This is a genomic window from Nocardia rhamnosiphila NBRC 108938 (genome assembly GCF_000720425.1).
Lineage (GTDB): Bacteria > Actinomycetota > Actinomycetes > Mycobacteriales > Mycobacteriaceae > Nocardia > Nocardia rhamnosiphila.
In genome coordinates this window covers 56,968-82,203 of the sequence record NZ_JOAJ01000005.1, presented here as the reverse complement: position 1 = coordinate 82,203, position 25,236 = coordinate 56,968, and the positions used below count along the sequence as shown (strand labels likewise).

At 66.1% G+C, this 25,236-nt stretch carries 25 protein-coding genes; 14 read left to right on the top strand and 11 right to left on the bottom strand.

The features are described from left to right. Positions 1-155: 155 nt before the first annotated feature. From IG75_RS0118085 to IG75_RS0118070, 4 genes are all read right to left on the bottom strand, one after another. Positions 156-1,013 carry an MlaE family ABC transporter permease gene (locus tag IG75_RS0118085; protein ID WP_030522898.1) on the bottom strand — a complete coding sequence of 286 codons (858 nt, stop codon included), beginning with the start codon at positions 1,011-1,013 and terminating at the stop codon, positions 156-158. A 1-nt stretch (position 1,014) separates the two neighbouring features. Continuing rightward, positions 1,015-1,779 (bottom strand): MlaE family ABC transporter permease, encoded by a 765-nt coding sequence (locus IG75_RS0118080; RefSeq protein WP_030522899.1) that lies wholly within the window; start codon positions 1,777-1,779, stop codon positions 1,015-1,017. 299 nt (positions 1,780-2,078) lie between these two features. After that, the gene (locus IG75_RS0118075; protein ID WP_030522900.1) at positions 2,079-2,984 is read right to left on the bottom strand and encodes a 3-oxoacyl-ACP reductase; all 906 of its coding nucleotides are present in this window, start codon (positions 2,982-2,984) and stop codon (positions 2,079-2,081) included. Between the two features lie 44 nt (positions 2,985-3,028). Further along, a complete protein-coding gene (locus IG75_RS0118070) occupies positions 3,029-3,217 on the bottom strand; it encodes a ferredoxin (protein WP_030522901.1) in 189 nt (62 codons plus the stop codon). A 225-nt stretch (positions 3,218-3,442) separates the two neighbouring features. On the opposite strand from IG75_RS0118070, the gene IG75_RS0118065 reads away from it, so the two are divergent. The 4 genes from IG75_RS0118065 to IG75_RS0118050 are packed head-to-tail and all read left to right on the top strand — an operon-like array spanning position 3,443 to position 6,508. Beyond that, positions 3,443-4,636 (top strand): acyl-CoA dehydrogenase family protein, encoded by a 1,194-nt coding sequence (locus IG75_RS0118065; protein WP_030522902.1) that lies wholly within the window; start codon positions 3,443-3,445, stop codon positions 4,634-4,636. Between the two features lie 21 nt (positions 4,637-4,657). Next, complete coding sequence (locus tag IG75_RS0118060) at positions 4,658-5,764, top strand: acyl-CoA dehydrogenase family protein (RefSeq protein ID WP_030522903.1); 1,107 nt, start codon at positions 4,658-4,660, stop codon at positions 5,762-5,764. 59 nt (positions 5,765-5,823) lie between these two features. Then, positions 5,824-6,081: an AbrB/MazE/SpoVT family DNA-binding domain-containing protein gene (locus tag IG75_RS0118055; RefSeq protein ID WP_245713431.1), complete on the top strand. Its 258-nt coding sequence runs from the start codon at positions 5,824-5,826 to the stop codon at positions 6,079-6,081. Continuing rightward, complete coding sequence (locus tag IG75_RS0118050) at positions 6,071-6,508, top strand: type II toxin-antitoxin system VapC family toxin (RefSeq protein ID WP_051714707.1); 438 nt, start codon at positions 6,071-6,073, stop codon at positions 6,506-6,508. Before IG75_RS0118055 ends, IG75_RS0118050 begins: the two co-directional genes overlap by 11 nt. 240 nt (positions 6,509-6,748) lie before the next feature. On the opposite strand, the gene IG75_RS0118040 is transcribed toward IG75_RS0118050, so the two are convergent. After that, a complete protein-coding gene (locus IG75_RS0118040) occupies positions 6,749-8,395 on the bottom strand; it encodes an acyl-CoA synthetase (protein WP_030522906.1) in 1,647 nt (548 codons plus the stop codon). Positions 8,396-8,457: 62 nt separating this feature from the next. Here IG75_RS0118040 and IG75_RS0118035 point away from each other — a divergent pair, with 62 nt between their 5' ends. Further along, positions 8,458-9,240: a crotonase/enoyl-CoA hydratase family protein gene (locus tag IG75_RS0118035; protein ID WP_030522907.1), complete on the top strand. Its 783-nt coding sequence runs from the start codon at positions 8,458-8,460 to the stop codon at positions 9,238-9,240. A gap of 277 nt (positions 9,241-9,517) precedes the next feature. Here the strand turns inward: IG75_RS0118035 and IG75_RS0118030 are convergent, their stop codons facing one another. Further along, positions 9,518-9,934 (bottom strand): VOC family protein, encoded by a 417-nt coding sequence (locus IG75_RS0118030; RefSeq protein ID WP_030522908.1) that lies wholly within the window; start codon positions 9,932-9,934, stop codon positions 9,518-9,520. Positions 9,935-10,234: 300 nt separating this feature from the next. On the opposite strand from IG75_RS0118030, the gene IG75_RS0118025 reads away from it, so the two are divergent. Then, the gene (locus tag IG75_RS0118025; protein WP_030525804.1) at positions 10,235-11,239 is read left to right on the top strand and encodes a sigma-70 family RNA polymerase sigma factor; all 1,005 of its coding nucleotides are present in this window, start codon (positions 10,235-10,237) and stop codon (positions 11,237-11,239) included. Positions 11,240-11,395: 156 nt separating this feature from the next. Further along, the gene (locus IG75_RS0118020) at positions 11,396-12,523 is read left to right on the top strand and encodes a serine hydrolase domain-containing protein (protein WP_245713430.1); all 1,128 of its coding nucleotides are present in this window, start codon (positions 11,396-11,398) and stop codon (positions 12,521-12,523) included. Between the two features lie 336 nt (positions 12,524-12,859). Here IG75_RS0118020 and IG75_RS0118015 read toward each other — a convergent pair whose 3' ends face one another. Beyond that, on the bottom strand, positions 12,860-13,900 hold the full coding sequence (locus IG75_RS0118015; protein WP_030522911.1) for an LLM class F420-dependent oxidoreductase: 1,041 nt from the start codon (positions 13,898-13,900) through the stop codon (positions 12,860-12,862). Between the two features lie 60 nt (positions 13,901-13,960). Here IG75_RS0118015 and IG75_RS0118010 point away from each other — a divergent pair, with 60 nt between their 5' ends. Genes IG75_RS0118010 through IG75_RS0118000 form a run of 3 tightly spaced genes read left to right on the top strand, consistent with a single transcriptional unit; the run spans position 13,961 to position 17,218 of the window. Next, the gene (locus IG75_RS0118010; RefSeq protein WP_373863789.1) at positions 13,961-14,974 is read left to right on the top strand and encodes a Zn-ribbon domain-containing OB-fold protein; all 1,014 of its coding nucleotides are present in this window, start codon (positions 13,961-13,963) and stop codon (positions 14,972-14,974) included. 13 nt (positions 14,975-14,987) lie between these two features. Next, positions 14,988-16,055 carry a thiolase domain-containing protein gene (locus IG75_RS0118005; protein ID WP_245713429.1) on the top strand — a complete coding sequence of 356 codons (1,068 nt, stop codon included), beginning with the start codon at positions 14,988-14,990 and terminating at the stop codon, positions 16,053-16,055. Then, positions 16,052-17,218, top strand: coding sequence for a thiolase domain-containing protein (locus IG75_RS0118000; protein ID WP_030522914.1), 1,167 nt, complete (start codon positions 16,052-16,054; stop codon positions 17,216-17,218). The genes IG75_RS0118005 and IG75_RS0118000 overlap by 4 nt, the downstream gene beginning before the upstream one ends. A 34-nt stretch (positions 17,219-17,252) precedes the next feature. Here the strand turns inward: IG75_RS0118000 and IG75_RS0117995 are convergent, their stop codons facing one another. Next, positions 17,253-18,404, bottom strand: coding sequence for an RNA-guided endonuclease InsQ/TnpB family protein (locus IG75_RS0117995; protein WP_030522915.1), 1,152 nt, complete (start codon positions 18,402-18,404; stop codon positions 17,253-17,255). Between the two features lie 105 nt (positions 18,405-18,509). On the opposite strand from IG75_RS0117995, the gene IG75_RS0117990 reads away from it, so the two are divergent. Further along, the gene (locus tag IG75_RS0117990) at positions 18,510-19,385 is read left to right on the top strand and encodes a TIGR03619 family F420-dependent LLM class oxidoreductase (RefSeq protein WP_030522916.1); all 876 of its coding nucleotides are present in this window, start codon (positions 18,510-18,512) and stop codon (positions 19,383-19,385) included. A gap of 55 nt (positions 19,386-19,440) precedes the next feature. Continuing rightward, positions 19,441-19,857: a nuclear transport factor 2 family protein gene (locus tag IG75_RS0117985; protein WP_030522917.1), complete on the top strand. Its 417-nt coding sequence runs from the start codon at positions 19,441-19,443 to the stop codon at positions 19,855-19,857. A 180-nt stretch (positions 19,858-20,037) separates the two neighbouring features. Here IG75_RS0117985 and IG75_RS0117980 read toward each other — a convergent pair whose 3' ends face one another. After that, positions 20,038-21,294, bottom strand: a complete 1,257-nt coding sequence (locus tag IG75_RS0117980) for a cytochrome P450 (RefSeq protein ID WP_030522918.1) — start codon at positions 21,292-21,294, stop codon at positions 20,038-20,040. Positions 21,295-21,452: 158 nt separating this feature from the next. Here IG75_RS0117980 and IG75_RS0117975 point away from each other — a divergent pair, with 158 nt between their 5' ends. Further along, positions 21,453-22,616: a steroid 3-ketoacyl-CoA thiolase gene (locus tag IG75_RS0117975; protein WP_030522919.1), complete on the top strand. Its 1,164-nt coding sequence runs from the start codon at positions 21,453-21,455 to the stop codon at positions 22,614-22,616. 434 nt (positions 22,617-23,050) lie between these two features. After that, a complete protein-coding gene (locus tag IG75_RS0117970; RefSeq protein ID WP_011207048.1) occupies positions 23,051-23,467 on the top strand; it encodes a helix-turn-helix domain-containing protein in 417 nt (138 codons plus the stop codon). A gap of 233 nt (positions 23,468-23,700) precedes the next feature. On the opposite strand, the gene IG75_RS0117965 is transcribed toward IG75_RS0117970, so the two are convergent. Together IG75_RS0117965 and IG75_RS0117960 are read right to left on the bottom strand one after the other, a co-directional pair. Further along, the gene (locus IG75_RS0117965) at positions 23,701-24,723 is read right to left on the bottom strand and encodes a hypothetical protein (RefSeq protein ID WP_051714705.1); all 1,023 of its coding nucleotides are present in this window, start codon (positions 24,721-24,723) and stop codon (positions 23,701-23,703) included. Next, positions 24,720-25,232: an ImmA/IrrE family metallo-endopeptidase gene (locus tag IG75_RS0117960; protein WP_030522921.1), complete on the bottom strand. Its 513-nt coding sequence runs from the start codon at positions 25,230-25,232 to the stop codon at positions 24,720-24,722. Before IG75_RS0117960 ends, IG75_RS0117965 begins: the two co-directional genes overlap by 4 nt. Between the last annotated feature and the right edge of the window lie 4 nt (positions 25,233-25,236).

Genomic DNA, 25,236 nt, shown 5'->3' with positions numbered 1-25,236 from the left:
GGCCAGTTTCAGCCCGGCCTTCTCGCGGGCCGCAGTCCAGCGGTTGACCCCGACGGGGGCCCAGGGGTCCTCGCCACCGCGGGACGACCCACCCGCGGTGGCGTTCGACGCCCCGGTCCCCTTGCTGTTCGCTCGCATCAGTCCCGTCATCGCGGCTATCCGGAAAGATTGAAGTTGCCGGAGGTGCCGTAGACGGCCAGGGAGATCAGCAGCGTCACCGTGACCACGGCGACCAGCGAGCTGCGCACCGCGTTACCCACCGCGACGCCCACCCCCACCGGGCCGCCGGCCGCGTGGTAGCCGTAATAGGTATGGATCATCATCACCGCCAGCGCCATGAAAATGGCTTGGGCGAACGACCACAGAATGTCGCTCGGAATCAGGAATGTGGAGAAATAGTGGTCGTACACACCGGCCGACTGACCGTAGATGACGACGGTGGCGAATCGGCTGGCGATGAACGACGCGATCACGGCCAGCGCGTAGAGCGGCACGATCGCGATCATTCCGGCGAGCACCCGGGTGCCCACCAGGTACGGCACCGGCCGGATCGCCATGGCTTCCAGGGCGTCGATCTCCTCGGCCACCCGCATAGCCCCCAGCTGAGCGGTGGAACCCGCCCCGATGGTGGCCGCCAGGCCGATTCCGGAGATCACCGGGGCGGCGATGCGGACATTGAGGAATGCCGCGAAGAAGCCGGTCAGCGCCTCGACGCCGATATTGCCGAGGGAGCTGTAGCCCTGCACCGCGATGGTGCCGCCGGAGAAGAGGGTCAGGAAGCCGACGATCACCACGGTGCCGCCGATCACCGCGAGCGCACCGCTGCCCATGCTGATCTCGGCGATGAGCCGGATCGTCTCGGTGCGGTAGTGCACCAGCGCGCGCGGCATGGAGCCGATCGCCTTGCCGTAGAACACCGCCTGCTTGCCGAGATTGTCGAGGGAAGTGGACCAGCGACGGACACGGCGGACGAATTTGGGGAAGCGGGACTGGATTATCACCGAGGCCGACATATCACCGCACCGCGAATTTGAGGCCGACGGCGGTGACCACGACATTCACCACGAACAGCGCCATGAAGGCGAAAACCACTGTCTGGTTCACCGCATCACCGACACTTTTGGGACCACCTTTGACGTTCAAACCCAGGTAGCAGGCCACCAGGCCGGCGATCAAGCCGAAAAGGCCGGCCTTGACCGCGGAAATGAGCAATTCGGGGAGATGGGTCAGCAGGGTGATGCCGTTGACGAACGCGCCGGGGTTCACATCCTGCAGATAGACCGAGAAAAGGAATCCGCCCACGATGCCGATGGTGCACACCAGGCTGTTCAGCAGCAGCGCCACGAACATCGACGCCAGTACGCGGGGGACCACCAGGCGGTGGATCGGGTCGATACCGAGCACCTTCATGGCGTCGATCTCTTCACGGATGGTGCGGGCGCCGAGGTCCGCGCAGATGGCGGTGGCGCCCGCTCCCGCCACGATGAGCACGGTGACGATCGGGCCGACCTGGGTGACCGCGCCGAAGGCCGCGCCCGCGCCACTGAGGTCCGCGGCGCCGATCTCGCGCAGCAGGATGTTCAGGGTGAAACTCACCAGCACGGTGAAGGGTATGGCCACGAGGAGTGTCGGGATGATGGACACTCGCGCGACGAACCACGATTGATCGATGAACTCGCGCATCTGGAACGGCCGGCGCAGGCTTGCCCGGGCCACAGCCGCGGCGAGTTCGAAGAATCCGCCGACGGCCCGCAATGGCACGGTAAGGACCTCGGTCACTGTAGATCCTCCTTGCCCGACTACTGGTCCCGCTGGCGGCAGCTCGGGAGACACCCCGGCGCACGCCCCGCTAAGTAGAACATGTTCATTTCCTGATTGGGGCCATTTTGAGGCTTCTGAACTGGAAACTTGTCTCAATCCCAGACAGCGGGATTGAAACACGATTCATACGCCTTGAGCATCATTGTGTGAGGCCGGGCACAGTACGACCACTCTGTTTACCAATAACTGGACGGTTGTTCAACTCTCCTCGGGCGCGTTCGGGGCCCAAACCCCGTTACCCGCTCCGATGCCGACACTCAACCCAGTTCGTGCAGAGCCGTTGCAGAGAACGTACGACCTTGTTCGCGCCCGGCGAAGTAACCGGTCAGCGTGGTGGCCAGATCGTCACCTGACCACTGCGCGCCCGGGGCGTCGAACCGCCGCTCGACCTCCGGCGCGGCCATCAACGCGACCATGGGTCCGTACACGACGAACACCTGCCCGTTGACCGCGTCGGCCGCGGGAGCGGCCAGGTAGGCCACCAATCGCGCCACATGCTCGGGGGAGAGCGGATCGACCTCGCCCTCGGGGGCCGCGTTGAAGACCTGTTCGGTCATGGCGGTGCGCGCTCGCGGGCAAATGGCATTGGCCCGGACACCGAACCGGTTCAGCGCACGTGAGGCGGACAGCGTGAGAGCGGTGATACCGGCCTTGGCGGCGGCGTAGTTGGCCTGCCCCTCCGGACCGAGCAGACCGGCTTCGGAAGAGGTATTGACGATCCGGCCGTAGACCGGCGCACCGGCTTCCTTCGACTTCGCCCGCCAGTAGGCACCGGCATTGCGGGTCAGCAGGAAATGCCCGCGCAGATGCACCGCGAGGACCGCGTCCCAGTCCTCGTCGGACATGTTGAACAGCATCTTGTCGCGGGTGATACCCGCATTGTTGACCACGATGTCCAGGCCACCGAAGGATTCGGTGGCCGCGGCGATCAAGGCGTCGGCGGTGGACCGCTCGGCGACACTGCCGGCCACGAACTCGGCCTTGGCGCCGAGTGCCCGTACCTGCTCCAGCGTCTCGGACACGGCGTCGGACTCGGCCAGGTCATTGACCACGACCGAGGCCCCGGCGGCGGCCAGGGCGAGCGCTTCGGCCTTACCGAGGCCCGCACCCGCTCCGGTCACGATCGCAACTCGCCCGGCAAGGCTGGTATCTGTATCGCTCACCGGGCCGACTCTAGAACGTGTTCTTATTCACGGCAAGAGCCGATTCACAGCAAACGCAACGCCGCTTTCGGGCATTGCGCGACCGCTTCGGCCACTTGCGACTCCTGATCGGGCGCAACCTCGCCCTCGGCGACGTGCAGCATGTCCTCGTCATCGAGTTCAAAGACGTCGGGAGCGATTCCCGCACAGATTCCGTTCGCTTCGCACTGATCGAAGTCAACGCTGACCTTCATCGAAACTCCTTTTCCCGCCCTATGGCCGAAGCCTAACAAGCGACGGCCGACGAGACTGGCTACATGGGCTGATTACCCTTCAATACTGGAACATGTTTCAGTGCATATGCAATGATCGGGGCAAGGTATCGGAGATCCATTCCGCGCTCTCAGAGGGGGAGCGCGGCGCGATCCCACATCCCGGCCCATCTCCAATCCCGTAGAACGAAGGCTCGAGGTACCGCCATGCGCATTGCGTATACCCCGGAACATGACCGGCTACGCGCCGAGTTGCGCGAATACTTCGCGCGGCTGATCACCCCCGAGCGGCGGGCCGCGCTCAGCTCCCAGACCGGCGAGTACGGCCAGGGCAATGTGTACCGCGAGGTCGTCGCGGAGATGGGCCGCGACGGCTGGCTCGCCCTGGGCTGGCCCGAGGAGTTCGGCGGCCAGAACCGGCCCATGCTGGATCAGCTGATCTTCACCGACGAAGCCGCCATCGCGGGCGCCCCGGTGCCGTTCCTGACCATCAACTCGGTCGCGCCGACGATCATGCACTACGGCAGCGACGAGCAGAAGAAGTTCTTCCTGCCCAAGATCGCCGCCGGTGAGTTGCACTTCGCCATCGGCTACTCCGAGCCCGGCGCGGGCACCGACCTCGCGAGTCTGCGCACCACGGCGGTGCGCGACGGCGACGACTACGTGATCAACGGCCAGAAGATGTGGACCAGCCTCATCGCCTACGCCGACTACATCTGGCTGGCCGTGCGGACCGATCCCACCGCCAAGAAGCACAAGGGCATCAGCATGCTGATCGTGCCCACCGACGCCGAGGGCTTCTCCTGGACCCCGGTGCACACCATGGCCGGCCCCGACACCAGCGCGACCTACTACCAGGATGTGCGGGTTCCGGTCACCTCGCTGGTCGGTCCGGAGAACGGCGGCTGGCCGCTGGTCACCAATCAGCTCAACCACGAACGGGTCGCCCTGACCTCCGCCGCCGCGCTGCAGCTGGCCCTGGCCCAGACGACCGCGTGGGCCAAGGAGACGAAGGCCGCGGACGGCTCCCGCATCTTCGACCGCGAATGGGTGCAGCTCAATCTGGCCCGGGTGCACGCCAAGGTCGAATACCTGAAGTTGATGAACTGGGAGATCGCCAGCCGGGCCGACGCGGGCGGGGACGCCGCGCCGCGCCCGTGGGACGCCTCGGCCTGCAAGGTCTACGGCACCGAACTGTCCACCGAGGCCTACCGGTTGCTCATGGAGGTGCTCGGTCCGCAGGCCTCGCTGCGGCAGGACTCCCCCGGCTCGGTCCTGCGCGGCCGGCTCGAGCGGATGCATCGCGCCGCCCTGATCCTCACTTTCGGCGGCGGCACCAACGAAGTGCAGCGCGACATCATCGCCATGACCGCTCTGAAGCAGCCCGCCTCCGGCCGCTGACCCCCGATTCAGGAGTTCACCATGGATTTCACCCCCACCGAAGCCCAGTCCGATCTGGCCCGGCTCACCGGCGAGGTCTGCGACAAACTGGTCACCGCCGACCGCCTGCGCGAATTGGATCGCGGGACCGCCAAATTCGACGAGCCGCTGTGGAAATCGCTCGCGGAGACCGGCGTGCTCGCCGCCGCCCTGCCCGAGGAAGTGGGCGGCAGCGGCTTCGGTTCGCTGGAGCAGACCGCGATCCTGCGCGAACTCGGCAAGTCCGTCGCCGCGGTCCCCTACCTGTGGTCGGTCGTCCTGGGCGCGGGCGCGCTCGCCGAGTTCGGGTCCACCGCGCAGCAGCAGCTCGCCACCGACGCCGGCGCGGGCACCGCGATCCTGACCGTGGCCCTGGCCGAGGAACACAACTGGGAACCGGCCCGCCCCACCACGACCGCCACCGAGACCGACGCCGGCTGGCGCGTCACCGGCACCAAGACCACGGTCCCGGTCGCCGACCGCGCGGCCCGGATCCTGGTACCCGCGACGGTGTCCGGAGTCGCCGCCGTCTTCCTGGTCGACCCCGCGGCCGCCTCCGTCACTGTGACCCCCCAGCAGGTGACCGACCGTGGCGCCGAATCGCTGGTCGAGTTCTCCGACGCGCCGGCCGAACTACTCGGCACCGTCGACGACGGCGCCCGGATCCTGGGCTGGCTGCTCGACCGCGCCTGGCTCGGCCTGGCCGCCCAGCAGCTGGGTACCCTCGAACGCTCCCTGGAACTGGTCGCCGACTACGCCCGCGAACGCGAGCAGTTCGGCCGCGCCATCGGCAGCTTCCAGGCCGTGGCCCAGCGCCTGTCCGACAGCTATATCAGCCTCCAGGGCCTGCGGCTGACCGTCACCCAGGCCGCCTGGCAGCTCGCGGAGGGCCTGGACGCCACGGGGGCCGTGCACACCGCGAAATTCTGGGCCGCCGAGGCGGGCCATCAGGTCGCCCACACCCTGGTCCACGTACACGGCGGCGTCGGTATCGACCGCGACCACATCGCGCACAACTACTTCACCGCCGCCACCCGCAACGAGTTCGCCCTGGGCGGGGCCACCGACCACCTGCTCCCCCTGGCGCAGTACGTCCCCGAGTCCGCCTGATCTGCCCTCTCGTCGTGCGATATCGCCGCGCGTAGTATTACGTAATACACGTATTACGTATGACGGGAGAGCGCGCGGTGATACTCAACAGCAAAGGGCAGGTCACCATCCCCTCGGCCTTACGTGCGAGGTTCAACCTTCGCGAGGGCGACGATGTGGAGGTGATCGAAGTCGATGGCGCACTCCGGATCGTCCGGAGCGATAACACCCCCACCCGCGGCCAGCGGCTGGTCGACCGGATGCGCGGCACCGCCGACAGCAAAGAGATCGAGGGTATGAGCACCGACGAGATCATGGAACTGCTTCGTGGCGACTAACCTGCGCTCGATCGGTGGCCCGACAACGCTGGTCGACTCCTGCGTACTACTGGACGTACTGACCGACGACAAGAATTGGGCACAGTGGTCGGCGGAAAGACTGGCGGAGGCTGTCGACTTCGGTCGGGTAGTGATCAATCCGATAGTGTACGCAGAAGTCTCGGTCGGCTACGACACGGTCGAACTGCTGGACAGCTTGCTACCGGCCGAGGACTTCGTCCGGGAACCATTGCCCTTCCGAGCCGGTTTTCTGGCAGGCAAGGCCTACCAGCGCTATCGGCGAAACGACGGTACGAAACGCTCCCCCATGCCCGACTTCTATATCGGCGCGCACGCCGCAGTGGCCGGTTACCGGCTGCTGACGCGGGACGAGCAACGTTTCAAGGGCTACTTCCCGACGGTGGACCTGATCGTTCCAGTGCAGTGAACGAAAGCCGCACACCCCTCAGGTGAGCCTACTATTCAGCTCGACACTCACCGCCAGGACGTAGTCTGCGGCTCGATCGAACAACCGAGAACGTTCGTCGGACTCATTCGGCTGCACGTCGTCGGCGAATTGCTCCATACCCCGCCTGCCCTCCACTTCTGGATTCCTTCGAGCCAGGATAGATCGGAGCGTGCGTAATAGGCCGCCGGTCGCCCGGCGGCCTTCCCACGCCAGACCAAGCTACGAGGCGTTGCCCGCCGACCCGTGCTCGTCGGCGTCGCGCTCCTCGGTCTGCGCCTTGGCCCATTTGTAGTCGGGCTTACCCGCCGGCGACCGCTTGATCTCGTCGACGAACCACAGGCTGCGGGGCATCTTGTAGGGGGAGATCTCCCGGGTCAGCACCGGGCGCAGTTCCTCCAGGGTGGGGCGTTTGCCGCCGCGACACTGCACCACGGCCGCCACCCGCTGCCCCCAGCGCTCGTCCGGGACGCCGACCACCAGCGCGTCGAATACCTCGGGATGGCATTTCAGCGCGCCCTCGACTTCTTCGGGGTAGATCTTCTCGCCGCCGCTGTTGATGCTGACCGAACCGCGCCCGAGCATGGTCACGGTGCCGTCCTCCTCGACCCGCGCCCAGTCGCCGGGAATGGAGTAGCGAACGCCGTCGTACTCCTTGAAGGTCGCCGCGGTTTTCACCGGGTCGTTGTAGTACCCGATCGGGATATGCCCCTTGCGCGCCAGCACACCGGTCTGCCCGGATCCCGGGACGACCGGCTTGCCGTCCTCGTCGATCACCGCGGTGGAGGCATCGATCTTCACCCGCGGACCGCCGGTGTGCGTCGCACCCTTGGCGGCGATGGAGATGCCGCCGAAACCGGTTTCCGAGGAGCCGATCGAATCGGTGATGACGGTATTCGGGAGCAGGTCGATGTACTCGTCCTTGAGGGCCGGCGAGAACAGGGCCGCGCTGCTGGCCATCGCCCACAGGCTGGTGTGCTGGTAGGGCTCACCGGTCGCCGGATGGCCGGCCTTCAGCGCGTCCAGCATCGGACGGGCCATGGCGTCGCCGGTTATGAAGATCATGTTGATGCCGTGCGCGTCCACGGCCTGCCAGACGACGTGCGCGTCGAACTCCGGGATCATGATGGTCTTGCCACCGTCGAACAGACCGTGGAAGACCGCGGTCTGCGACCCGCCGTGGATGAGCGGCGGAATCGGGTAGCGCACCATCTGGCCGCCGGCCGCGCCGGTTTTGGCCTGCTGCCATTCGTCCTGGACGTACTCACCGGTCATGAAGTTGATACCGCCGCCGAGTACCCGCCACCAGTCCTCGTGCCGCCACATCACGCCCTTGGGCATACCGGTGGTGCCGCCGGTGTAGATCATGAAGATGTCGTCGTTGGACCGATCGCCGAAATCACGCTCACCCGACGATTCCGCCAGTGCCACTTCGTAGTCCACCGCGTCCGCGGGCGTGGCGGCGTCCGTGCCGTCGTCGACGATCAGCACCGCTTTCAGCTGCGGGACCTTCGACCGGACGTTCACCACCTTGTCGGTGTAGCGCCGCTCGTGGATGAGCGCCACCATGTCCGAATTCTCGAAGATGTACTGCAACTCGTTCTCGACGTAGCGGAAGTTGACGTTGACCATCACCGCCCGCGCCTTGAACACCGCCAGCATCGACTCCACGGCCTCGATGGTGTTGCGTGAGTAGATACCGACCTTGTCGCCCGGCTGGACACCGTGTTCCAGCAGGTAGTGCGCCAGCCGGTTCGCGCGGTCCTCCAATTGGGCGAAGGTCACCGAGCGGTGGTCGTCAGCCAGCGCAACCCGGTCCGGCACAAGGTCGATGGTGTGTTCGACGAGGTCGGCTATGTTGTACGTCACAAGGTCAAAAATAGAACGTGTTACTGTTTCTGGCAAGGGTCCGAGTAACAGGAGAAACAACGATGCCTCAATGCCTCGTCGAGAAGCGCGGCCATGTCCTCATCGTCACCATGAACCGCCCCGAGGCGCGCAACGCGCTCTCGACCGAGATGATGGCGATCATGCGGGACGCCTGGGATCAGGTCGACAGTGATCCGGACATTCGCGTCGCGATCCTGACCGGCGCGGGCGGGGCCTTCTGCGCAGGCGCCGACCTCAAGGGCATGACCCAGCAGCATCCTGGCGATTCGTTCGCGGGCGGAGGCTGGGACCTGTCGAAAATCGAGGCTTTGCTGAAGGGCCGCCGGCTCACCAAACCGCTGATCGCGGCGGTCGAGGGCGCGGCCATCGCCGGTGGAACCGAGATCCTGCAGGGCACCGATATCCGGGTCGCGGGCGAAAGCGCGAAGTTCGGGGTGTCCGAGGCCCGCTGGGGTCTGTTCCCGCTGGGCGGCTCCGCGGTCCGGCTGGTCCGTCAGGTCCCCTACACGGTTGCCGCCGATATTCTGCTCACCGGCCGGCATCTGAGCGCCGCCGAGGCAAAGGACATCGGCCTCATCGGCCATGTGGTGCCGGACGGCCGGGCGCTGGACAAGGCGCTCGAACTGGCGGATCTCATCGCGGCCAACGGCCCCCTCGCGGTGCAGGCGATCCTGCAGACCATCCGCGACAGCGAATGCATCCCCGAGGAAGAGGCCTTCCAGATCGACGCCAAACTCGGTATGGCGGTCTTCCAGTCCGCCGACGCCAAGGAGGGCCCCAAGGCGTTCAAGGAAAAGCGCAAGCCGAACTTCAGCGGCAAGTAAACGGAAGCCCGATCCGGCCACGTTCGGGTTCAGCCGCTTCCCCTGTAGACCGGACGCTGCCACCGGCGCGCCGGAATACGCCGCGGACGGGGATCCCGCGCCGCCGCTCAGCCGGACGAACGCCATTCCCGCCGGGGACCTGTACGCCGGTGCCGTCCAGCGAAGAACCGAACTCCCCGGCCTCGCCCTTGGTTTCAGAGGTCGCCGCACCCTCTCGATCGAGAGGGTGCGGCGATCGCAACCCTGGGCCGGCCCGGGGACATTCACGCAGGCGTGACTACGCGCCGGGGTAATTCATGTAGAACGGCTCCCACTGGTGGCCGTCGGGGTCCAGGAAGGTCCGGCCGTGCATCCCGACCTGCGCCTCCTGGGCCTGCTTGTCCGTATTGATCTCCTCGGTACCGCCCGCGGCCACCGCGGCCGCGGTCAGCCGGTCGACCTCCTCGGCGCTGCTCAGCGACAGTGCGTACGCGGCGCCGGTGGCGGCCCGGGTATCGGCGATCGGCCGCCGGCTGAAAGTGCCGAAATGCCCATGGGTCAGCAGCATCAGGCAGATATTGTCGTCGACCACGATGCAGGCGGCATTGTCGTCGGTGAAATCGTCGTTGACCTTCCATCCGAGCGCTTCGTAGAAGTTCTTGGACCGCCCCAGGTCGGTGACGGGTAGGTTCACGAAAATCATCTTGCTGCTCACGGTTTCGGTCCTTTCGGGAGGGTGGTCTGCGTTTCGCCGGCTGCAAAGGTTCGGACGCGGGCCGCCCCGGAAAATCATCGGTGCCGGACCGATCCCGCCGAAACGACGCGCCCCCGGTGCCGGAACCCGGCCCCGCGGAACGGCGTCGACCCGGCCGAAGCCGACGGACGGGCGCGGCAGTCTGCCCGTGCGCTGCGGACTGTGGCAGCTGGGGCCTGGTGATACATATGTGAAACCGACCGAAAAAGCCGCGTTTCATCCTCTGTTCACATGTCGGTGCCCTGTGCCACAGTGGCACGCATGAGCGAGCAGACCGGCACTGTCGACGCCGATGTCATGAGATCCTTCGAGGTGCACAGACGGGAATTGTGCGCCTACGCCTACCGCATGCTGGGGTCGTCCTTCGAAGCCGAGGACGCCGTCCAGGACGCATTCACCCGGGCCTGGAAGTCCTACGACTCCTTCGAAGGCCGGGCCAGCCTGCGGTCCTGGCTCTACAAGATCACCACCAATATCTGCCTGGATATGCTCGACGGCCCGCAGCGCCGCGCCCGGCCGATGGATCTGTCCGGCCCGTCGACACCGGACCGGCCCCTGCCGTCCCCGCAGCCGGACTACGTCTGGGTCGAGCCCATCCCCAACTCGCTCGCCTTCGGCGCCGACCCCGCCGAGCACGCCACCGCCAAGGACAGCCTGCGCCTGGCATTCGTCGCCGCCTGCCAGCATCTGCCCGCCACGCAGCGCGCCATCCTGATCATGCGCGAGGTCCTGCGCTTCTCCGCCAACGAGACCGCCGAGGCGCTCACCATGAGTACCGCCTCGGTGAACAGCGCCCTGCAGCGGGCGCGTGCCACCATGAGCAAGGTCCGGCCGGCCGATACCGACACCTACGACGAAACCGACGACGATCAGCGCCAACTCGTCGAGAACTTCGTGACGGCATTCGAGTCCTACGATATGGACGCGCTCACCACCCTGTTGAAAAGCGATGTGGCGCTGTCCATGCCGCCGTTCGATCTCTGGGTGTCCGGCCCGGAGAACGTGGCCGAGTTCATGCTCGGTACCGGTGCGGCCTGCCGGGGCTCGCGCATGGTGCCGCTGGCCGGAGCCAACGGCCATCCGGCCTTCGGCCACTACAAGCCGAGCGGCGAGCCGGGCCGCTGGCTCCCGTGGTCGATCACGGTCCTGGAGATGCGCGACGGTGTGATCACCGGGCTCAACTTCTTCCTCGATACCGAACGCCTGTTCCCGCTGTTCGGTCTGCCACCGGAATGGACGGAGGCACCGGCGGGCGAACCGGCCTGAGACCGGACACTCCGGCCATATGACCGCGCCGGTTCCGTCCAGGTGACCACCTACCCACCTACTCGAAGATGATCCGAAAGACCGGTACCCCGGTCCTATGTGCTGTGGCACCGCAGTCCGATGTGTTTGCCGACCTCGCATCCCTACCGTCGAATCATGCACAAACGAGTCTTCGTCCTCTCGATCTGCACAACCGCGGCGCTCCTCGCCGGCTGCACAGCGCACTCGGCAGAGTCCACCGCCCCTACGGTTGCCCTTGCCCGTGTGGAGAACGTACGCGACGACCTCGACGCAATCGTCGGCTCGGGTGCTGTCGGGACTATTGCCACACTCACCGACAACGGTGCTACCACCGTCGTGACCTCCGGCCTCGCGGATATCGCTGCGGGGACCCCGATGCCTACCGATCCTCCCGAGCATGTCCGGATCGGTAGCATCACCAAGACCTTCACCGCCACGATCGCGCTGCAACTGGTGGCTGAGAACAAGCTCGACCTCGACCGGCCGATCGAGGAGTATCTACCCGGTTTGCTCGCCGGAGACGGTGTAGACGGACACGTCATCACCGTCCGCCAGATCCTGGGACACCGAAGCGGTATACCCGAACCGGCCTACTCCCCGCAGATCGATGAGTACGAGGCGGCGCGCACCGGTCGCACCTTCACCCCAGCACAGGAGATCGCACTTGCGCTGCAGCACCCCGCACAGTTCACCCCGGGTAGCCAATTCGAATACACCAATACCAACTACATCGTCGCCGGCATGCTGATCGAGGCGGTGACCGGACGCCCCTACGCCGATGAACTGCGCGACCGCATCCTCACTCCGCTGGGCATGCAGGACACATACCTGCCGGCGACCGGCGAAACCGCTCTGCGCGAGCCACATCCGACCGGCTATGGCACTATCGACGGCATCGTCACCGACCAGACGCGGATAGAGCCGTCGCTGCCGTGGACATCGGGCGCGCTGGTGAGCACGGGCGCCGACGTGAACCGGTTCTTCACCGCTTTGTCGGCCGGACAGGTGGTGCCGCCAACCCAACTCGAGCAGATGCTCGATGGAAGCGATATGGGCAAAGGTGACGGCATGTCCTACGGGCTCGGCGTCGGCTACACCCAATTACCTTGCGGTGCACAATATATCGGCCACATAGGCAACGTGCGTGGCTTCTCCGCCATCTCCGGTGCCACCGCGGCCGGGCGTGCGGTCACCGTCACCTACACCGGTACACCCGCCACCGTGGACATCCGCGGCTTGCTCACCCACGCACTGTGCGGATGAGCACTCGGAACTCGACTGGCGTAGGTCATCCACGGATCAGTGGGACGATCCCCTTGGATCGCGCTTCGGTCTCGGTCAACAGCTCCCGAGAGGGATTGTGAGGATCTTGGCGACGGGTGCGGATAGCCCTGATCATGCGCGCGAAGCGCGGGCAAGGAACCGACAACAGGGAGCGCCCTCGCGCGACCGAGGATTCGGACCAACCCGGCGCGGCTCGGTCGATGCATCTCCCCGGGACGGCTTCTACCGCACTACACGGCGACGCCGCGGGTGCGACCCGATACCCGCCGGGTGCCTCCGGCGGGTATCGGTAGAAAGAGCAATTCTGGAACAAGTTCACCGGGCGCCGACGAGTGGCGCCAAACGCTTCAGTTGCTCCACATCGGGCACCGAAACCAACAGCATGGTGACACCCGCGGCCTCCCACACCGCGATCTGCTCGCGCACCTGGGTCTCGTTGCCGATGATCGCGGTCTCCAGTACCAGCTCGTCCGGTACCGCGGCCGCGGCCTCAGCCTTCTTGCCCGCCTGGAACAGCGTGCCGATCTCGTCGACTTCCTTCTCGTAGCCCATCCGGCGGTACACCTGCGCATGGAAGTTCAGTTCCGGTGCGCCCATCCCGCCGATGTAGAGCGAGGTGATCCAGCGCATCCGTTCGATCTCGGCCGCGGGGTCGTCGGTAATGATCACCTGCGCGGTCGCGGCGATCTCGAAGTCCTCCCGCGAACGCCGGGCACCCGGGCGGGCGAAACCTTCGTCCAGCCATTCGTTGTACACATCCGCCATGCGGGGCGTGTAGTAGATCGCGAGCCAGCCGTCGGCGATCTCCGCGGTCAGCGCCACATTCTTGGGCCCCTCCGCACCCAGCCAGATCGGCAGATCCGCACGTAGCGGATGGGTTATCGGCTTGAGCGGTTTACCCAGGCCGGTCGCGCCCGCACCGTTGTAGGGCAGCGGATAGTTCGGCCCGTCGTTGGTCACCGGGCCCTGCCGGGCCAGCACCTGGCGCACGATATCGACGTATTCGCGGGTCCGCTGCAACGGTTTGGCGAACGGCTGCCCATACCAGCCCTCCACCACCTGCGGGCCGGAGACGCCGAGGCCCAGGATCGCCCGCCCGCCGCTGAGATGATCGAGGGTGAGCGCGTGCATGGCGGTGGCGGTGGGGGTCCGGGCCGACAGCTGCACCACCGAGGTCCCCAGCCGTACCCGCTCGGTCGCCGAACCCCACCAGGCCAGCGGGGTGAAGGCATCCGATCCCCAGGACTCGGCGGCGAACACCGCGTCGAACCCGGCCTCCTCGGCCGCCACGACGACCTCGGCGGCATGTTCCGGCGGCCCCGCGCTCCAGTACCCGAGTTGCAATCCGAACTTCATATCCGACCCCTTCCGGCCTACTGCTTGCCAGCAGAATAAGAACCTGTTCTACTCGATATCGTGAATCAGGGGAATACTGCACCCACGGTAATTACGCAGGAACGCCCGCCGGGACTGAAACCGAGCGATGTGCTCAGTGCGCCCCTGCGGATGGAGTTCGACTACACGCGCTCCGTGGGACCCATCATCGGCAAGTTCCTTACCGGCCTGCGCGAGCGACGCGTCTTCGGTATCCGGGGTTCGGACGGCCGGGTGCTCGTACCACCGGCCGAATTCGACCCGGTGACCGCCGAACCGCTGTCGGAGTTCGTGGAGGTCGCCACCACCGGCACGGTGAAGTCCTGGACCTGGGTCCGCGACCCGCTGCCCGGTCAGCCCTTCGACCGGCCGTTCGCCTACGCGTTGATCCAGCTCGACGGCGCGGACACCGCGCTGCTGCACGCGGTCGATGTCGAGAGCCCGGAGCAGATCGCCACCGGCCTGCGGGTGACGGCCCGCTGGGCCGGCGAACTCACCGGCACCATCCACGACATCGTCTGCTTCGAGCCCGGTGAGACCCCGACGGCGGAGCCGGCCCCGGCCTCGGACGCCGACCCGGTCACCATCATCACCACCCCGATCGGGATGGACTACAAGCACACCGCCTCCCCTGAGGAGAGCACCTTCCTGCGCGGCCTGAAAGAGGGCAAGCTCATCGGCGCGCGGGCCGATGCGAACAGCAAGGTGTACTTCCCGCCGCGCGGCGTGGACCCCATGGACGGCCGGTCCACCGCGGAAACGGTCGAACTGGCCGAGACCGCTACGGTCACCACTTTCTGCATCGTGAACGTGCCGTTCCTCGGGCAGCGGATCAAACCGCCGTATGTGGCGGCGTATGTCCTGCTCGACGGCGCGGATATACCTTTCCTGCACCTCGTGCTCGGCTGCGACGCGAGCGAGGTGCGGATGGGTATGCGGGTCAAGGTGGTCTGGAAGCCGCGCGAGGAGTGGGACTACACCATGGCCAATATCAGCCACTTCGAGCCGACCGGCGAGCCGGATGCCGATTACGACACCTACAAGCATCACCTGTGAGAGGGCTCCCCGCGTGACCATCACCGAGCGTTCCATCGACAACGCCACCGAGATCGCCGTCGTCGGCTTCGCGCACGCACCGCATGTGTCGGAGACCTACGGCACCACCAACGGGGTGGAGATGCTGGTGCCCTGCTTCCAGCAGCTCTACGACCAGCTGGGCATCACCAAGTCCGATATCGACTTCTGGTGCTCCGGATCGTCGGACTACCTGGCCGGGCGATCCTTCTCGTTCATCTCCGCCATCGATTCGATCGGTGCCGTACCGCCGATCAACGAATCCCATGTGGAGATGGACGCCGCCTGGGCTCTGTACGAAGCGTGGGTGAAACTGCGCACCGGCCAGGTACAGACCGCGCTGGTCTACGGCTTCGGGAAATCCTCCGCGAGCACGCTGCGCCAGGTGCTGTCCACCCAGCTCGACCCCTACCTGGTCACGCCCCTGTGGCCGGATTCGCTGGCCATCGCCGGGCTGCAGGCCCGGGCGGGATTGGACGCCGGCCGCTGGACCGAGCGCGATATGGCCGCGGTCTCGGCCGCGCACACCGTCGACGGGAAATCGATCGACGATCTGCTCGCCGGCCCCTATGTCGCCGACCCGCTCCGGGAGCACGACTGCGCACCCGTCACCGACGGCGCCGCGGCCATCGTGCTGGCGGTCGGCGACCGTGCCCGTGAGCTGACCGAGCGTCCCGCCTGGATCACCGGGATGGCGCACCGGATCGATTCCAGTGTGCTGGGCGCCCGTGACCTGACCACCTCGCCGTCGGCCGCCGCCGCGGGACAGGCGGTGACCACCGGCGACACCAGCGGTATCGACGTCGCCGAACTACACGCGCCGTTCAGCCACCAGCAGCTCATCCTGACCGAGGCGCTCGGTCTGAAGCCGGAGACGAAGGTCAACCCGTCCGGCGGCGCGCTGGCCGGCAATCCTATGTTCGCCACCGGGCTGGAGCGCATCGGCTACGCCGCGCTGCCCATCATGGCGGGCACCGCGGGCCGCACCCTGGCACATGCCACCAGCGGCCCGGCCCTGCAGCAGAACCTTGTGACCGTTTTGAATTCGGAGGCCGGCCGATGAGTTTCCCCGCCGCGGTGCTGGGCACCGGACAGACCCATCACGTCGCCAAGCGCAGCGATGTCTCGATGGCCGGGATGTGCCGGGAGGCGATCGACCGGGCGCTGGCCGATGCCGACCTGACCATGGCCGATATCGACGCTATCGTCATCGGCAAGGCGCCGGACATGTTCGAGGGCATGATGATGCCCGAGCTGTACCTGGCCGACGCGCTGGGCGCCCCCGGGAAACCGCTGTTGCGCGTGCACACCGCGGGTTCGGTCGGCGGTTCCACCGCCTGTGTGGCCGCCAGCATGGTGCAGGGCGGTGTGCACGAGAAGGTGCTCGCCATCGCCTGGGAGAAGCAGTCGGAGTCGAATGCCATGTGGGCGTTGTCGATTCCGGTTCCATTCACCATGCCCGTCGGTGCGGGTGCGGGCGGTTATTTCGCCCCGCATGTGCGGTCCTATATCCGCCGCTCGAACGCGCCCCTGCACATCGGCGCGACGGTGGCGGCCAAAGACCGGCGCAACGGGGCCAAGAACCCGCACGCCCATCTCAAGCAGGGCGACAAGACCGCCGAAGAGGTGCTGGCCTCGCAGATGCTGTGGGACCCCATCCGGTTCGACGAGACCTGCCCCTCCTCCGACGGTGCCTGCGCCGTGGTCATCGGTGGTGAGAAGTCGGCGGCCGCGGTGGAAGCGTCCGGGAAGAAGGTCGGCTGGATCCACGCCACCGCCATGCGCACCGAGCCGCTGGCCTACGCCGGCCGCGACCAGGTGAACCCGCAGGCCGGCCAGGAAGCCGCGAAGGCCCTGTGGGCGCAGGCCGGGATCACCGATCCACTGGCCGAGATCGACGCCGCCGAAATCTACGTCCCCTTCTCCTGGTTCGAACCGATGTGGCTGGAGAACCTCGGTTTCGCCGCCCCCGGTGACGGCTGGAAGCTCACCGACAAAGGCGAAACCGAGATCGGCGGTGCGCTTCCGGTGAACCCGTCCGGCGGGGTGCTCTCCTCGAACCCGATCGGGGCCTCCGGCATGATCCGGTTCGCCGAGGCCGCCAAACAGGTCATGGGCCGGGCCGGTGACTATCAGGTCGACAATGCCCGCAAGGCGCTGGGTCACGCCTACGGCGGCGGCTCGCAGTACTTCTCCATGTGGGTCGTGGGATCGGAACGCCGTTAACGGTTCTCCCGCCGGAAGGCGGGAGATTTCCAGCTCAGACCGCAACCAGACCACACTCCCGACGGAGGTGACCTGCTTGTCTCATATCATCAACACTGGTGTGGCCCCGTTCTGCCACAGCCAAGACCACCTTGGCAGCGTTCCGATCACGACAGTCTGTGTAACCGCAACCATCGCAATGGAAATTCCGCTCGTGCAGGTCGAGTCGCTTGGCTCTCGCGAAACAACAACTGCACGTCATCGTCGTATAAGCGGGCCGCACCAACACCACCCTCCGCCCGGCCCGCCCGGCACGCTCGATCACTGCGCGTTTTGCCGCACCGATCGCAGCATCAGCGGCCTTTCGCGCCATCGACGACTTGGCCAGAAACACTGGCTTGAAATCCTCGATGGCGATCAGAGCGTGCGCATCGACCACCCGCTTGGCCCACACGCGCGAGTCGTGCGCGGTTTGACGGGCGGCTTTCTTGGCCAGCTTCGCCGCCTGCCGCTTCGCCTCGATATAGCCGCGACTGTGGGAGCGGCCCTTGCGACGGCGACGCGACATCTTCCGCTGCGCACGAGCAAGTTCAGCGGCACAACGTTTCCGATGACCCTGATAGCGCAGATCGAAGGCGAGATCGCTGGCAGTGGCAGTGACCGACACACCCCAGTCGATCCCGACACCACCCGCACTACATGGATAGTCGAGCACCTCGCGACGAACCACGAACGAGGCATACCAGTGACCGAGACTGTCTCGGTAGACGCGGACCGAGGTCGGTGGCGCCGGCAACTCCCGCGACCACACCACCGGAATCGTCACGCCTTTGGGCAGGGTCAACCGCCCCTGGCTGCTGATCCCGAACCCGCGGGTCGTGTATTCCAGCGACGGCAAGGTCTTTTTCCGGGACTTCACGACTGGACGACCCCGACCCTTCACCGTGAACGATTGGTCGAGAGCGCGGGAGTAGTCCCGCAGCATCTGCTGCTGGGCGACCTGGGATCCTTCCCGCAGCCAGGGCATCTTCGCTCGTGCTCCCGTGAGCAGTTTCCCGAGTTTCGCCAACGTCGGCTTGTTCCCAGATTTCTGTTGGTGGACAGCTTCGTTCCACAACCATCGGCACCGCCCCCACTCGGCCAGCAACGCGGCCTCGGCCCTGCGACCAGGCCGAAGTCTGTACACATACCGCACCACCTCGCCCATACTTTCGACCCTAGCGAAAGGCACTGACATGCTGCACAATAGGCACATCCGCCTTGTCCTCGCCGCCGTAAACGGTGGGGTCTCCGAGGCGGAACGCCGATGACCCTGCAGTTCAGCCTCGGAATCGCGCTGAGCCCGCTGGACCAGCTGCCCGCGCTCGCCCGGACCGCCGAGGAGGTCGGGTTCACCTCGATCGCCCTGCCGGATTCGCTGTTCTACATGAAATCCCAGGCGGCGAAGTATCCCTACACCCCGGACGGCAGCCGTTTCTGGGGTCCGGACACGCCGTGGGTGGATCCGCTCATCGCCGCGACCGCCATGGCCGCGGTGACCACCCGGCTGCGCTTCTACACCAATGTGCTCAAACTCGGGTCCCGCAATCCGCTGCTACTCGCCCGCCAGGTCGGGTCGGTGGCGAATCTGTCCGGTAACCGGTTCGGGTTCGGGGTGGGTATCGGCTGGGCGCCGGAGGAATTCGAGTGGTGCGGCGTGCCCTACGCGCGCCGCGGCGCCCGGGTCGACGAGATGATCGAGGTCATCAAGAAGGTTCTCGCGGGCGGTATGGTCGAATTCCACGGCGAATTCTTCGATTTCGACGAACTGCAGATGAGCCCGGCACCGAGCGAACCGGTCCCGTTCTACATCGGTGGCCACACCGAGGTGGCACTGCGCCGCGCCGCGAAGGTCGGGGACGGCTGGACCTCGGCCATGATGAAGTTCGACGATCTGCAGACCACCATTGCCCGGCTGGGTGAGTTGCGGGCCGAATACGGGCGGGCCGAGGTGCCGTTCGAGATCCAGGCGGTCTGCATCGACAAGTTCGGCCGCGACGGTTACCAGGAGCAGTACGACGCCGGTGTCACCGATGCGATCGTGATCCCCTGGCTGGCCGCCGGTATCGGATTCGACGGTGAACTCGCCGCGAAGCAGGATGCGCTGCGCAAGTTCGCCGAAGAGTACATCCAGAACCCGATCAACTGACCTCCGCGTGTGCCGCCACGAAAGTGGTGGCACACCGCTTTGCCGAAAGGAACCAATGAGCAGCGAGGAACATCCCGCGCGCGCGGCCGGTCTGGCCTCACAGGCCGCCGTGCGCGCCCGGGACAAGGACGCCTGGCTCGCGTTGTTCGCCGTGGACGGCATTGTGGAAGATCCCGTCGGACCGTCCGGTTTCGACCCCGAGGGCAAAGGACACCGGGGGCCGGAGGCCATCGGCGCCTTCTGGGACAAGGCCATCGCGGGAACGGATTCGATCGAGTTCCTGTTCGGTGATTCCTTCGCCTGCGGTGCGGAGGTCGCCTTCACCGGGACGATCCGCACCACCCTCGGCGGGCATCGCATCGACGCCGAAGGCGTCTTCACCTACAAGGTGGACGAGTCGGGCAAGATCGCCGCCCTGCGCGCTTTCTGGGAAGTAGAGCGGGCCATGGCGACAGCCACACCGGTCGATTGAGTCGTGGCCGGCCGGTTTCCCTCCCGGCCCGGCCGCCTCACCACCGGGGTATGAACCGAGCCCCGCACACCACACCGGTGTGCGGGGCTCGGTTCGTCCGGAGTCCACTCGCGGATCACCCCGTACTTACACTTCCGGCCCCGAACACCTGGTGCTCGGGGCCGGAAGAAGCGCAGGTTGTCAGCTCGACGTCTGGCCGGTCACGGGGCAGGTCTTGTAGTCGACCTGGAACTCCTTGATGCCGTTCAGCCACCCCGACCGCAGCCGCTTCGGGTCGCCCAGCTTGGTGATGTCGGGCATATGGTCGGCGATCGCGTTGAAGATCAGGTCGATCTCCAGTTTGGCCAGGTTGGCGCCGATGCAGTAGTGCGCGCCGGTACCGCCGAAGGCCACATGCTGGTTGTCCTCGCGCATGATGTCGAACTTCATCGGGTTCTCGAAGACATCCTCGTCGAAGTTCGCCGCTCGGTAGACCATCAGTACCCGCTGACCCTTCTTGATCTGGACGCCGTTCAGTTCGGTGTCCTCGAGCGCGGTGCGCTGGAAGGTGGTGATGGGGCTGGCCCAGCGAATGATCTCGTCGGCCGCGGTCTTGGGGCGTTCCTTCTTGTAGAGCTCCCACTGATCCGGGTTCTCCAGGAAGGCGATCATGCCGTGGGTGATGGCGTTGCGGGTGGTCTCGTTACCCGCGACGGCCAGCAGCATCACGAAGAAGCCGAATTCCTCGGATTTGAGCGATTCACCGTCGATATCCGCCTCGACCAAGGTGGTGACGATATCGTCGGCCGGACAGGCCTTACGGGCCTCGGCCATCGCGTAGGCGTATCCGAGTAGTTCGGTGGAGGCCTGCACCGGATCCACATCGATCTCTGGATCGTCGTAGCCGGTCATCTCGTTGGACCAGGTGAAGACCTTCATCCGGTCCTCCTGCGGGACGCCGATCAGTTCGGCGATCGCCTGCAGGGGCAGTTCGCAGGCGATCTGGGTGACGAAATCACCGGACCCGGCCTCCGCAGCGGCCTTGACGATCGCCTCGGTGCGCTTGGACAGCTCTTCGCGCAGCGAGTTGATCGCGCGGGGGGTGAAGCCGCGCGAGATGATCTTGCGCATCCGGGTGTGCTCGGGCGGGTCCATGTTCAGCAGGATGAAACGCTGCAGTTCGATCTGCTCACGCTCGATATCGTCGTTGAAGCGCGGCAGCGCCGTGTTCTCGAAGGTCGAGAACACATCGCTGCGCCGCGACACCTCCTTGATATCGGCGTGCTTGGTGACGACCCAGAATCCGTCGTCGTGGAATCCGCCGACCTCCGGTGATTTCTCCTGCCACCAGATCGGGGCGGTACGCCGGAGTTCGGCGAACTCCTCGACCGGAATCCGCTGCACGTACATGTCGGGGTCCGTGACGTCGAACCCGTCCGGCAGGTTCGGCCGGGCCATGCGCGTATCCACCACCAGATGTCTCCTTCGACAAACTGAAACACGTTCTACAATCATTGAAGCACAGGCGGGAGAACGAGGAAAGAAAGCGGACTGATCAAGCCTCGTGCCGTGCGCGGAACACGTTACAGTTTTATGTCCGAAACGAAAGGTTCATGATGGGCACACCCGTTATCGTCGAGGCAGCTCGCACCCCCATCGGCAAACGCAACGGCTGGTTGTCCGGGCTGCACGCCGCCGAGATCCTCGGCCTCGCCCAGCGCGGGCTGCTCGATCGCGCCCACCTCGACCCCGCCAAGGTCGAACAGATCATCGGCGGCTGTGTCACCCAGGCCGGTGCGCAGTCCAACAACATCACCCGCACGGCCTGGCTCGCCGCCGGTCTGCCCTGGCAGGTGGGCGCCACCACCATCGACGCCCAGTGCGGTTCGGCCCAGCAGGCCAACCATCTGGTCGCCGGCCTGATCGCCGCCGGCGCCATCGATATCGGTGTGGCATGCGGTGTGGAGGCGATGAGCCAGGTACCGCTGGGCGCCAATGTCGGAGACCAGGCGGGCCCGCGCCGGCCGGCCTCCTGGGATATCGATATGCCCAACCAGTTCGAGGCCGCCGAGCGAATCGCCAAGCGGCGCGGTATCACTCGCGAGGATGTGGACGCGCTCGGTGTGCGGTCCCAGCGCCTGGCCGCACAGGCTTGGGCCGAGGGCCGTTTCGATCGCGAGGTCCTCACCGTCACCGCGCCGGTGGTCGACAAGGAGGGTAACCCGACCGGGGATGAGCAGGAGGTGAACCGGGACCAGGGCCTACGGGAGACCTCGGCGGAGAGCCTCGCCAAACTGAAGCCGGTACTGGAGGGTGGAATCCACACCGCCGGAACGTCTTCGCAGATTTCCGACGGCGCGGCGGCAGTACTGCTGATGGACGAGAAGGCCGCCGAACGTGAAGGCCTGCGGCCCCGGGCCCGGGTGGTGACCCAGTGCCTGGTCGGTTCCGAACCCGAGTTCCACCTCGACGGCCCGGTCCAGGCGTGCGAACGGCTGCTCGAGCGTTCGGGTATGAGTATCGGCGATATCGACCTGTTCGAGATCAACGAGGCATTCGCTTCCGTAGCATTGTCCTGGGCTCAGGTGCACAAGCCCGATTTCGACCGGGTGAATGTGAACGGTGGCGCGATCGCCCTCGGCCATCCTGTCGGCTCCACCGGGTCCCGCTTGATCACCACGGCCCTGCACGAACTCGAACGTTCCGACCGGAACGTCGCAATGGTTCTCATGTGCGCCGGTGGCGCACTCGCGACAGGGACGATCATCGAACGCCTGTAGTGGCGCCTCCAATTCCCTATTGCGACAGGACATCGGCCCGTACGGACCACAGTCGGACCCGTACGGGCCCAGTGTCCTTCACAAAATTCAGCCGGTAGGTTGAACGTTCATCTCAGTTTTCGGTAGACGTGTCGTACGCCACACAATGGCTTCGGCACAGCTCCGGAAGGGATACCAGCTATCCAGAGGCTACTGGCCGCCCGCCCGGGAAGACCCCCGCGACGGGCGGCTACCTGGCCGTATCAGAGGTCCACAAGTCCGGTGCGGGCAACCCGCAAACGCGGTACCGCGGTCCACTTCCCCTGATATGCGCCTGGAAGCTTCAAGGAAATCCTGATTCAGGCGTAGGTTTTCAGTTACTGAGCCGCTAATATCAATGATAGGTATCCGAGATAACGTCTGTTAGTACAGTGAAGGGAATTGGGCGGCTCACAATGGCTGATTTCGCGGCGCGGCTGAACAAGCTGTTCGAAACCGTGCATCCCCCGGGGCGAAAGCCGCATACCAATGCAGAGGTAGCGGCCGCCCTGACGGCATCCGGTCATCCGATCTCCAAACCGTATCTGTCGCAGTTACGGTCGGGCCAGCGTACGAATCCTTCCGACGAGACGGTTGCGGCGCTGGCGAAGTTCTTCAAGGTGAAGCCCGACTACTTCTTCAACGACATCTACGCCGCGAAGATCGACCACGACCTGGAACTTCTATCGCAGCTACAGGGTTACGGTCTGCGGCGGCTGTCCAGCCGGGCCTTCGACCTGTCGGAGGAGTCGCAGAACCTGCTCACCTCCATGGCGGAAAAACTGCGCGCGAGCGAAGGCTTGCCCGAAATTCCGCCGGACGGCACCGAATAGCAGACCCCGTCGGCGCGGCGCGATCCCCATCGGGGTCGCACCGCGCCGACGCCTGTGCCCCGGAAATCCCCGCACGATGTTCCCGTGGACGGGAAAAATTCCTTCGGCGAGGCTCTCGGTGCGCCCGAAGTTCCGCGGCACGGAAGAATGCAGACCGACCGCTCGGCACGATTACTGGGCCTCGCCGGGGATAATCACAGTGACGTAACGGGCGTACCGCATACCTCGGGCAACTACGTAACCGTGACCGTCGGTCGCTCGGTCGGTTCCGGCTGCGCATCGAACGCCGCGGCGATCGCCTGCACCCATCCGCGCGGGCTGATGCCCTCCGGCGGTGCGATCCAGCGGGAGTCCACCACGGCCCGGCCCAGCGGATTCCGGGCCCACTGCGCCACCCGTTCCGCACGGGCGGACACCGCGGCGGAAGGCTCCCCGGCAGCCGCGATCTCGACACCGCCGCCCGACTGCAGATACAGCGCATCCATGATTTGCGCGACCCGATCCGACGCCTTGAGCTGGGTCGATGTCCCGGTCTCCTCCTGAACGACCTCCGGAAAGCGTTCGACCAGGACTTTGTGCAACGTCTGCACCCGGCGCAACAACAACCGTGCCCGCACCCACATTTCCACCACGATCCACACCGCGCCGAAAGCGACGAGCAATGCGGCCAGCTGCCAGAGCGGCCAGGCCCAGGCCGGCTCGCCCGGCCCGGAACGGGTAGCTCCGGTGAGCCCCCGCTGTACCTGCCCGACGGCCAGCGCGACCACCAGCGCGGTCCCCGTCACGTAGACGGCGATACCCCGGCCGAGCGCAGTCCAGCTCAGGTTGCGCAGACCGGTCACCACGATGAAGGCACCGGCCGCCGCGGTGACCACCCACCCCGCGGTGAACGATGCGCTGAGGGTGCCGGCGACGGCGCAGAGCCCGGTTCCGTATATGCCCCCGGCGATCTGGCGCAGATTACGTCGCGAAACCACCGGCCAGGCCGCCGAGGCGACCACCGAGGTCGCGGCAGCGAAGAGCAGCCAGGCGGAGACCACCAGCCCTTCCGACAGCCGGCCCGCCGGCAATCCGCCGGGCAGTAAGTTGTCGACGGCCAATGCCACATCGGGCACCGCGGCGGTACAGGCCAGCGCGACCGCCGAAACGGCCATCACTATCGCCACCCGCGCGGTGGTCGCGGGCTTGACGAGTACCCGTCCCACCCGTGCGCCCGCGGCGACCCAGACGATCAGGGCGGTCAACCAGAACGTCATCCCAGAGCCTCATCGAATCGAAGGACCGAGACGCCCGCGCCCCGGCTGTTGAACACGCGCAGCCGCGTCATCAGCATGGCGGCGAAAGTTTCGGCCTCCCATTCGGACTGATCGTCCTCGCCGTCCTCGAGTGCGGTCTGATGGGCGCGCTGACTCAGCATGTAGGCGATGAGCTCGTCGCTCACCTCCAGTGTCACCTCGGGGGCCGGGGCGCCCTCGTGATCGAAGACGATATGCCCCAGTTCGTGGGCCAGCGTATGGTCCCGGCTCGGCAGCGCACTGGCGAGCACGATGATGTCCTTGGTCGGGTAGTAGCGACGCTGGCCGCAGACGCCGGGACCGAGGTCGGCATCGGCGATTTCGATCGGTCGGCCCCGCTCGGCGGCCACCGCGTCCACCACTTCATCGAGGGTGGTGGCGTCGGCATCGGCGGCGATCGCGCACACCGCGTCGACCGCGGCGGCGACCCGCCGATAGGCCCGGGCGCTCTGTGTCCGGCTCTGCGTCATCGCG

Bases quoted from the DNA above. Each gene is read 5' to 3' on its own strand.
- IG75_RS0118070 (WP_030522901.1), bottom strand. From the start codon at position 3,217: ATGAAGGTCAGCGTTGACTTCGATCAGTGCGAAGCGAACGGAATCTGT.
- IG75_RS0117960 (WP_030522921.1), bottom strand. From the start codon at position 25,232: ATGACGCAGAGCCGGACACAGAGCGCCCGGGCCTATCGGCGGGTCGCC.
- IG75_RS0118020 (WP_245713430.1), top strand. From the start codon at position 11,396: ATGCACAAACGAGTCTTCGTCCTCTCGATCTGCACAACCGCGGCGCTC.
- IG75_RS0118025 (WP_030525804.1), top strand. From the start codon at position 10,235: ATGAGCGAGCAGACCGGCACTGTCGACGCCGATGTCATGAGATCCTTC.
- IG75_RS0118065 (WP_030522902.1), top strand. From the start codon at position 3,443: ATGCGCATTGCGTATACCCCGGAACATGACCGGCTACGCGCCGAGTTG.
- IG75_RS0117985 (WP_030522917.1), top strand. From the start codon at position 19,441: ATGAGCAGCGAGGAACATCCCGCGCGCGCGGCCGGTCTGGCCTCACAG.
- IG75_RS0117995 (WP_030522915.1), bottom strand. From the start codon at position 18,404: ATGGGCGAGGTGGTGCGGTATGTGTACAGACTTCGGCCTGGTCGCAGG.
- IG75_RS0117980 (WP_030522918.1), bottom strand. From the start codon at position 21,294: ATGGCCCGGCCGAACCTGCCGGACGGGTTCGACGTCACGGACCCCGAC.
- IG75_RS0118085 (WP_030522898.1), bottom strand. From the start codon at position 1,013: ATGTCGGCCTCGGTGATAATCCAGTCCCGCTTCCCCAAATTCGTCCGC.
- IG75_RS0118055 (WP_245713431.1), top strand. From the start codon at position 5,824: ATGACGGGAGAGCGCGCGGTGATACTCAACAGCAAAGGGCAGGTCACC.
- IG75_RS0117965 (WP_051714705.1), bottom strand. From the start codon at position 24,723: ATGACGTTCTGGTTGACCGCCCTGATCGTCTGGGTCGCCGCGGGCGCA.
- IG75_RS0118060 (WP_030522903.1), top strand. From the start codon at position 4,658: ATGGATTTCACCCCCACCGAAGCCCAGTCCGATCTGGCCCGGCTCACC.
- IG75_RS0117975 (WP_030522919.1), top strand. From the start codon at position 21,453: ATGGGCACACCCGTTATCGTCGAGGCAGCTCGCACCCCCATCGGCAAA.
- IG75_RS0118000 (WP_030522914.1), top strand. From the start codon at position 16,052: ATGAGTTTCCCCGCCGCGGTGCTGGGCACCGGACAGACCCATCACGTC.
- IG75_RS0118015 (WP_030522911.1), bottom strand. From the start codon at position 13,900: ATGAAGTTCGGATTGCAACTCGGGTACTGGAGCGCGGGGCCGCCGGAA.
- IG75_RS0117970 (WP_011207048.1), top strand. From the start codon at position 23,051: ATGGCTGATTTCGCGGCGCGGCTGAACAAGCTGTTCGAAACCGTGCAT.
- IG75_RS0118035 (WP_030522907.1), top strand. From the start codon at position 8,458: ATGCCTCAATGCCTCGTCGAGAAGCGCGGCCATGTCCTCATCGTCACC.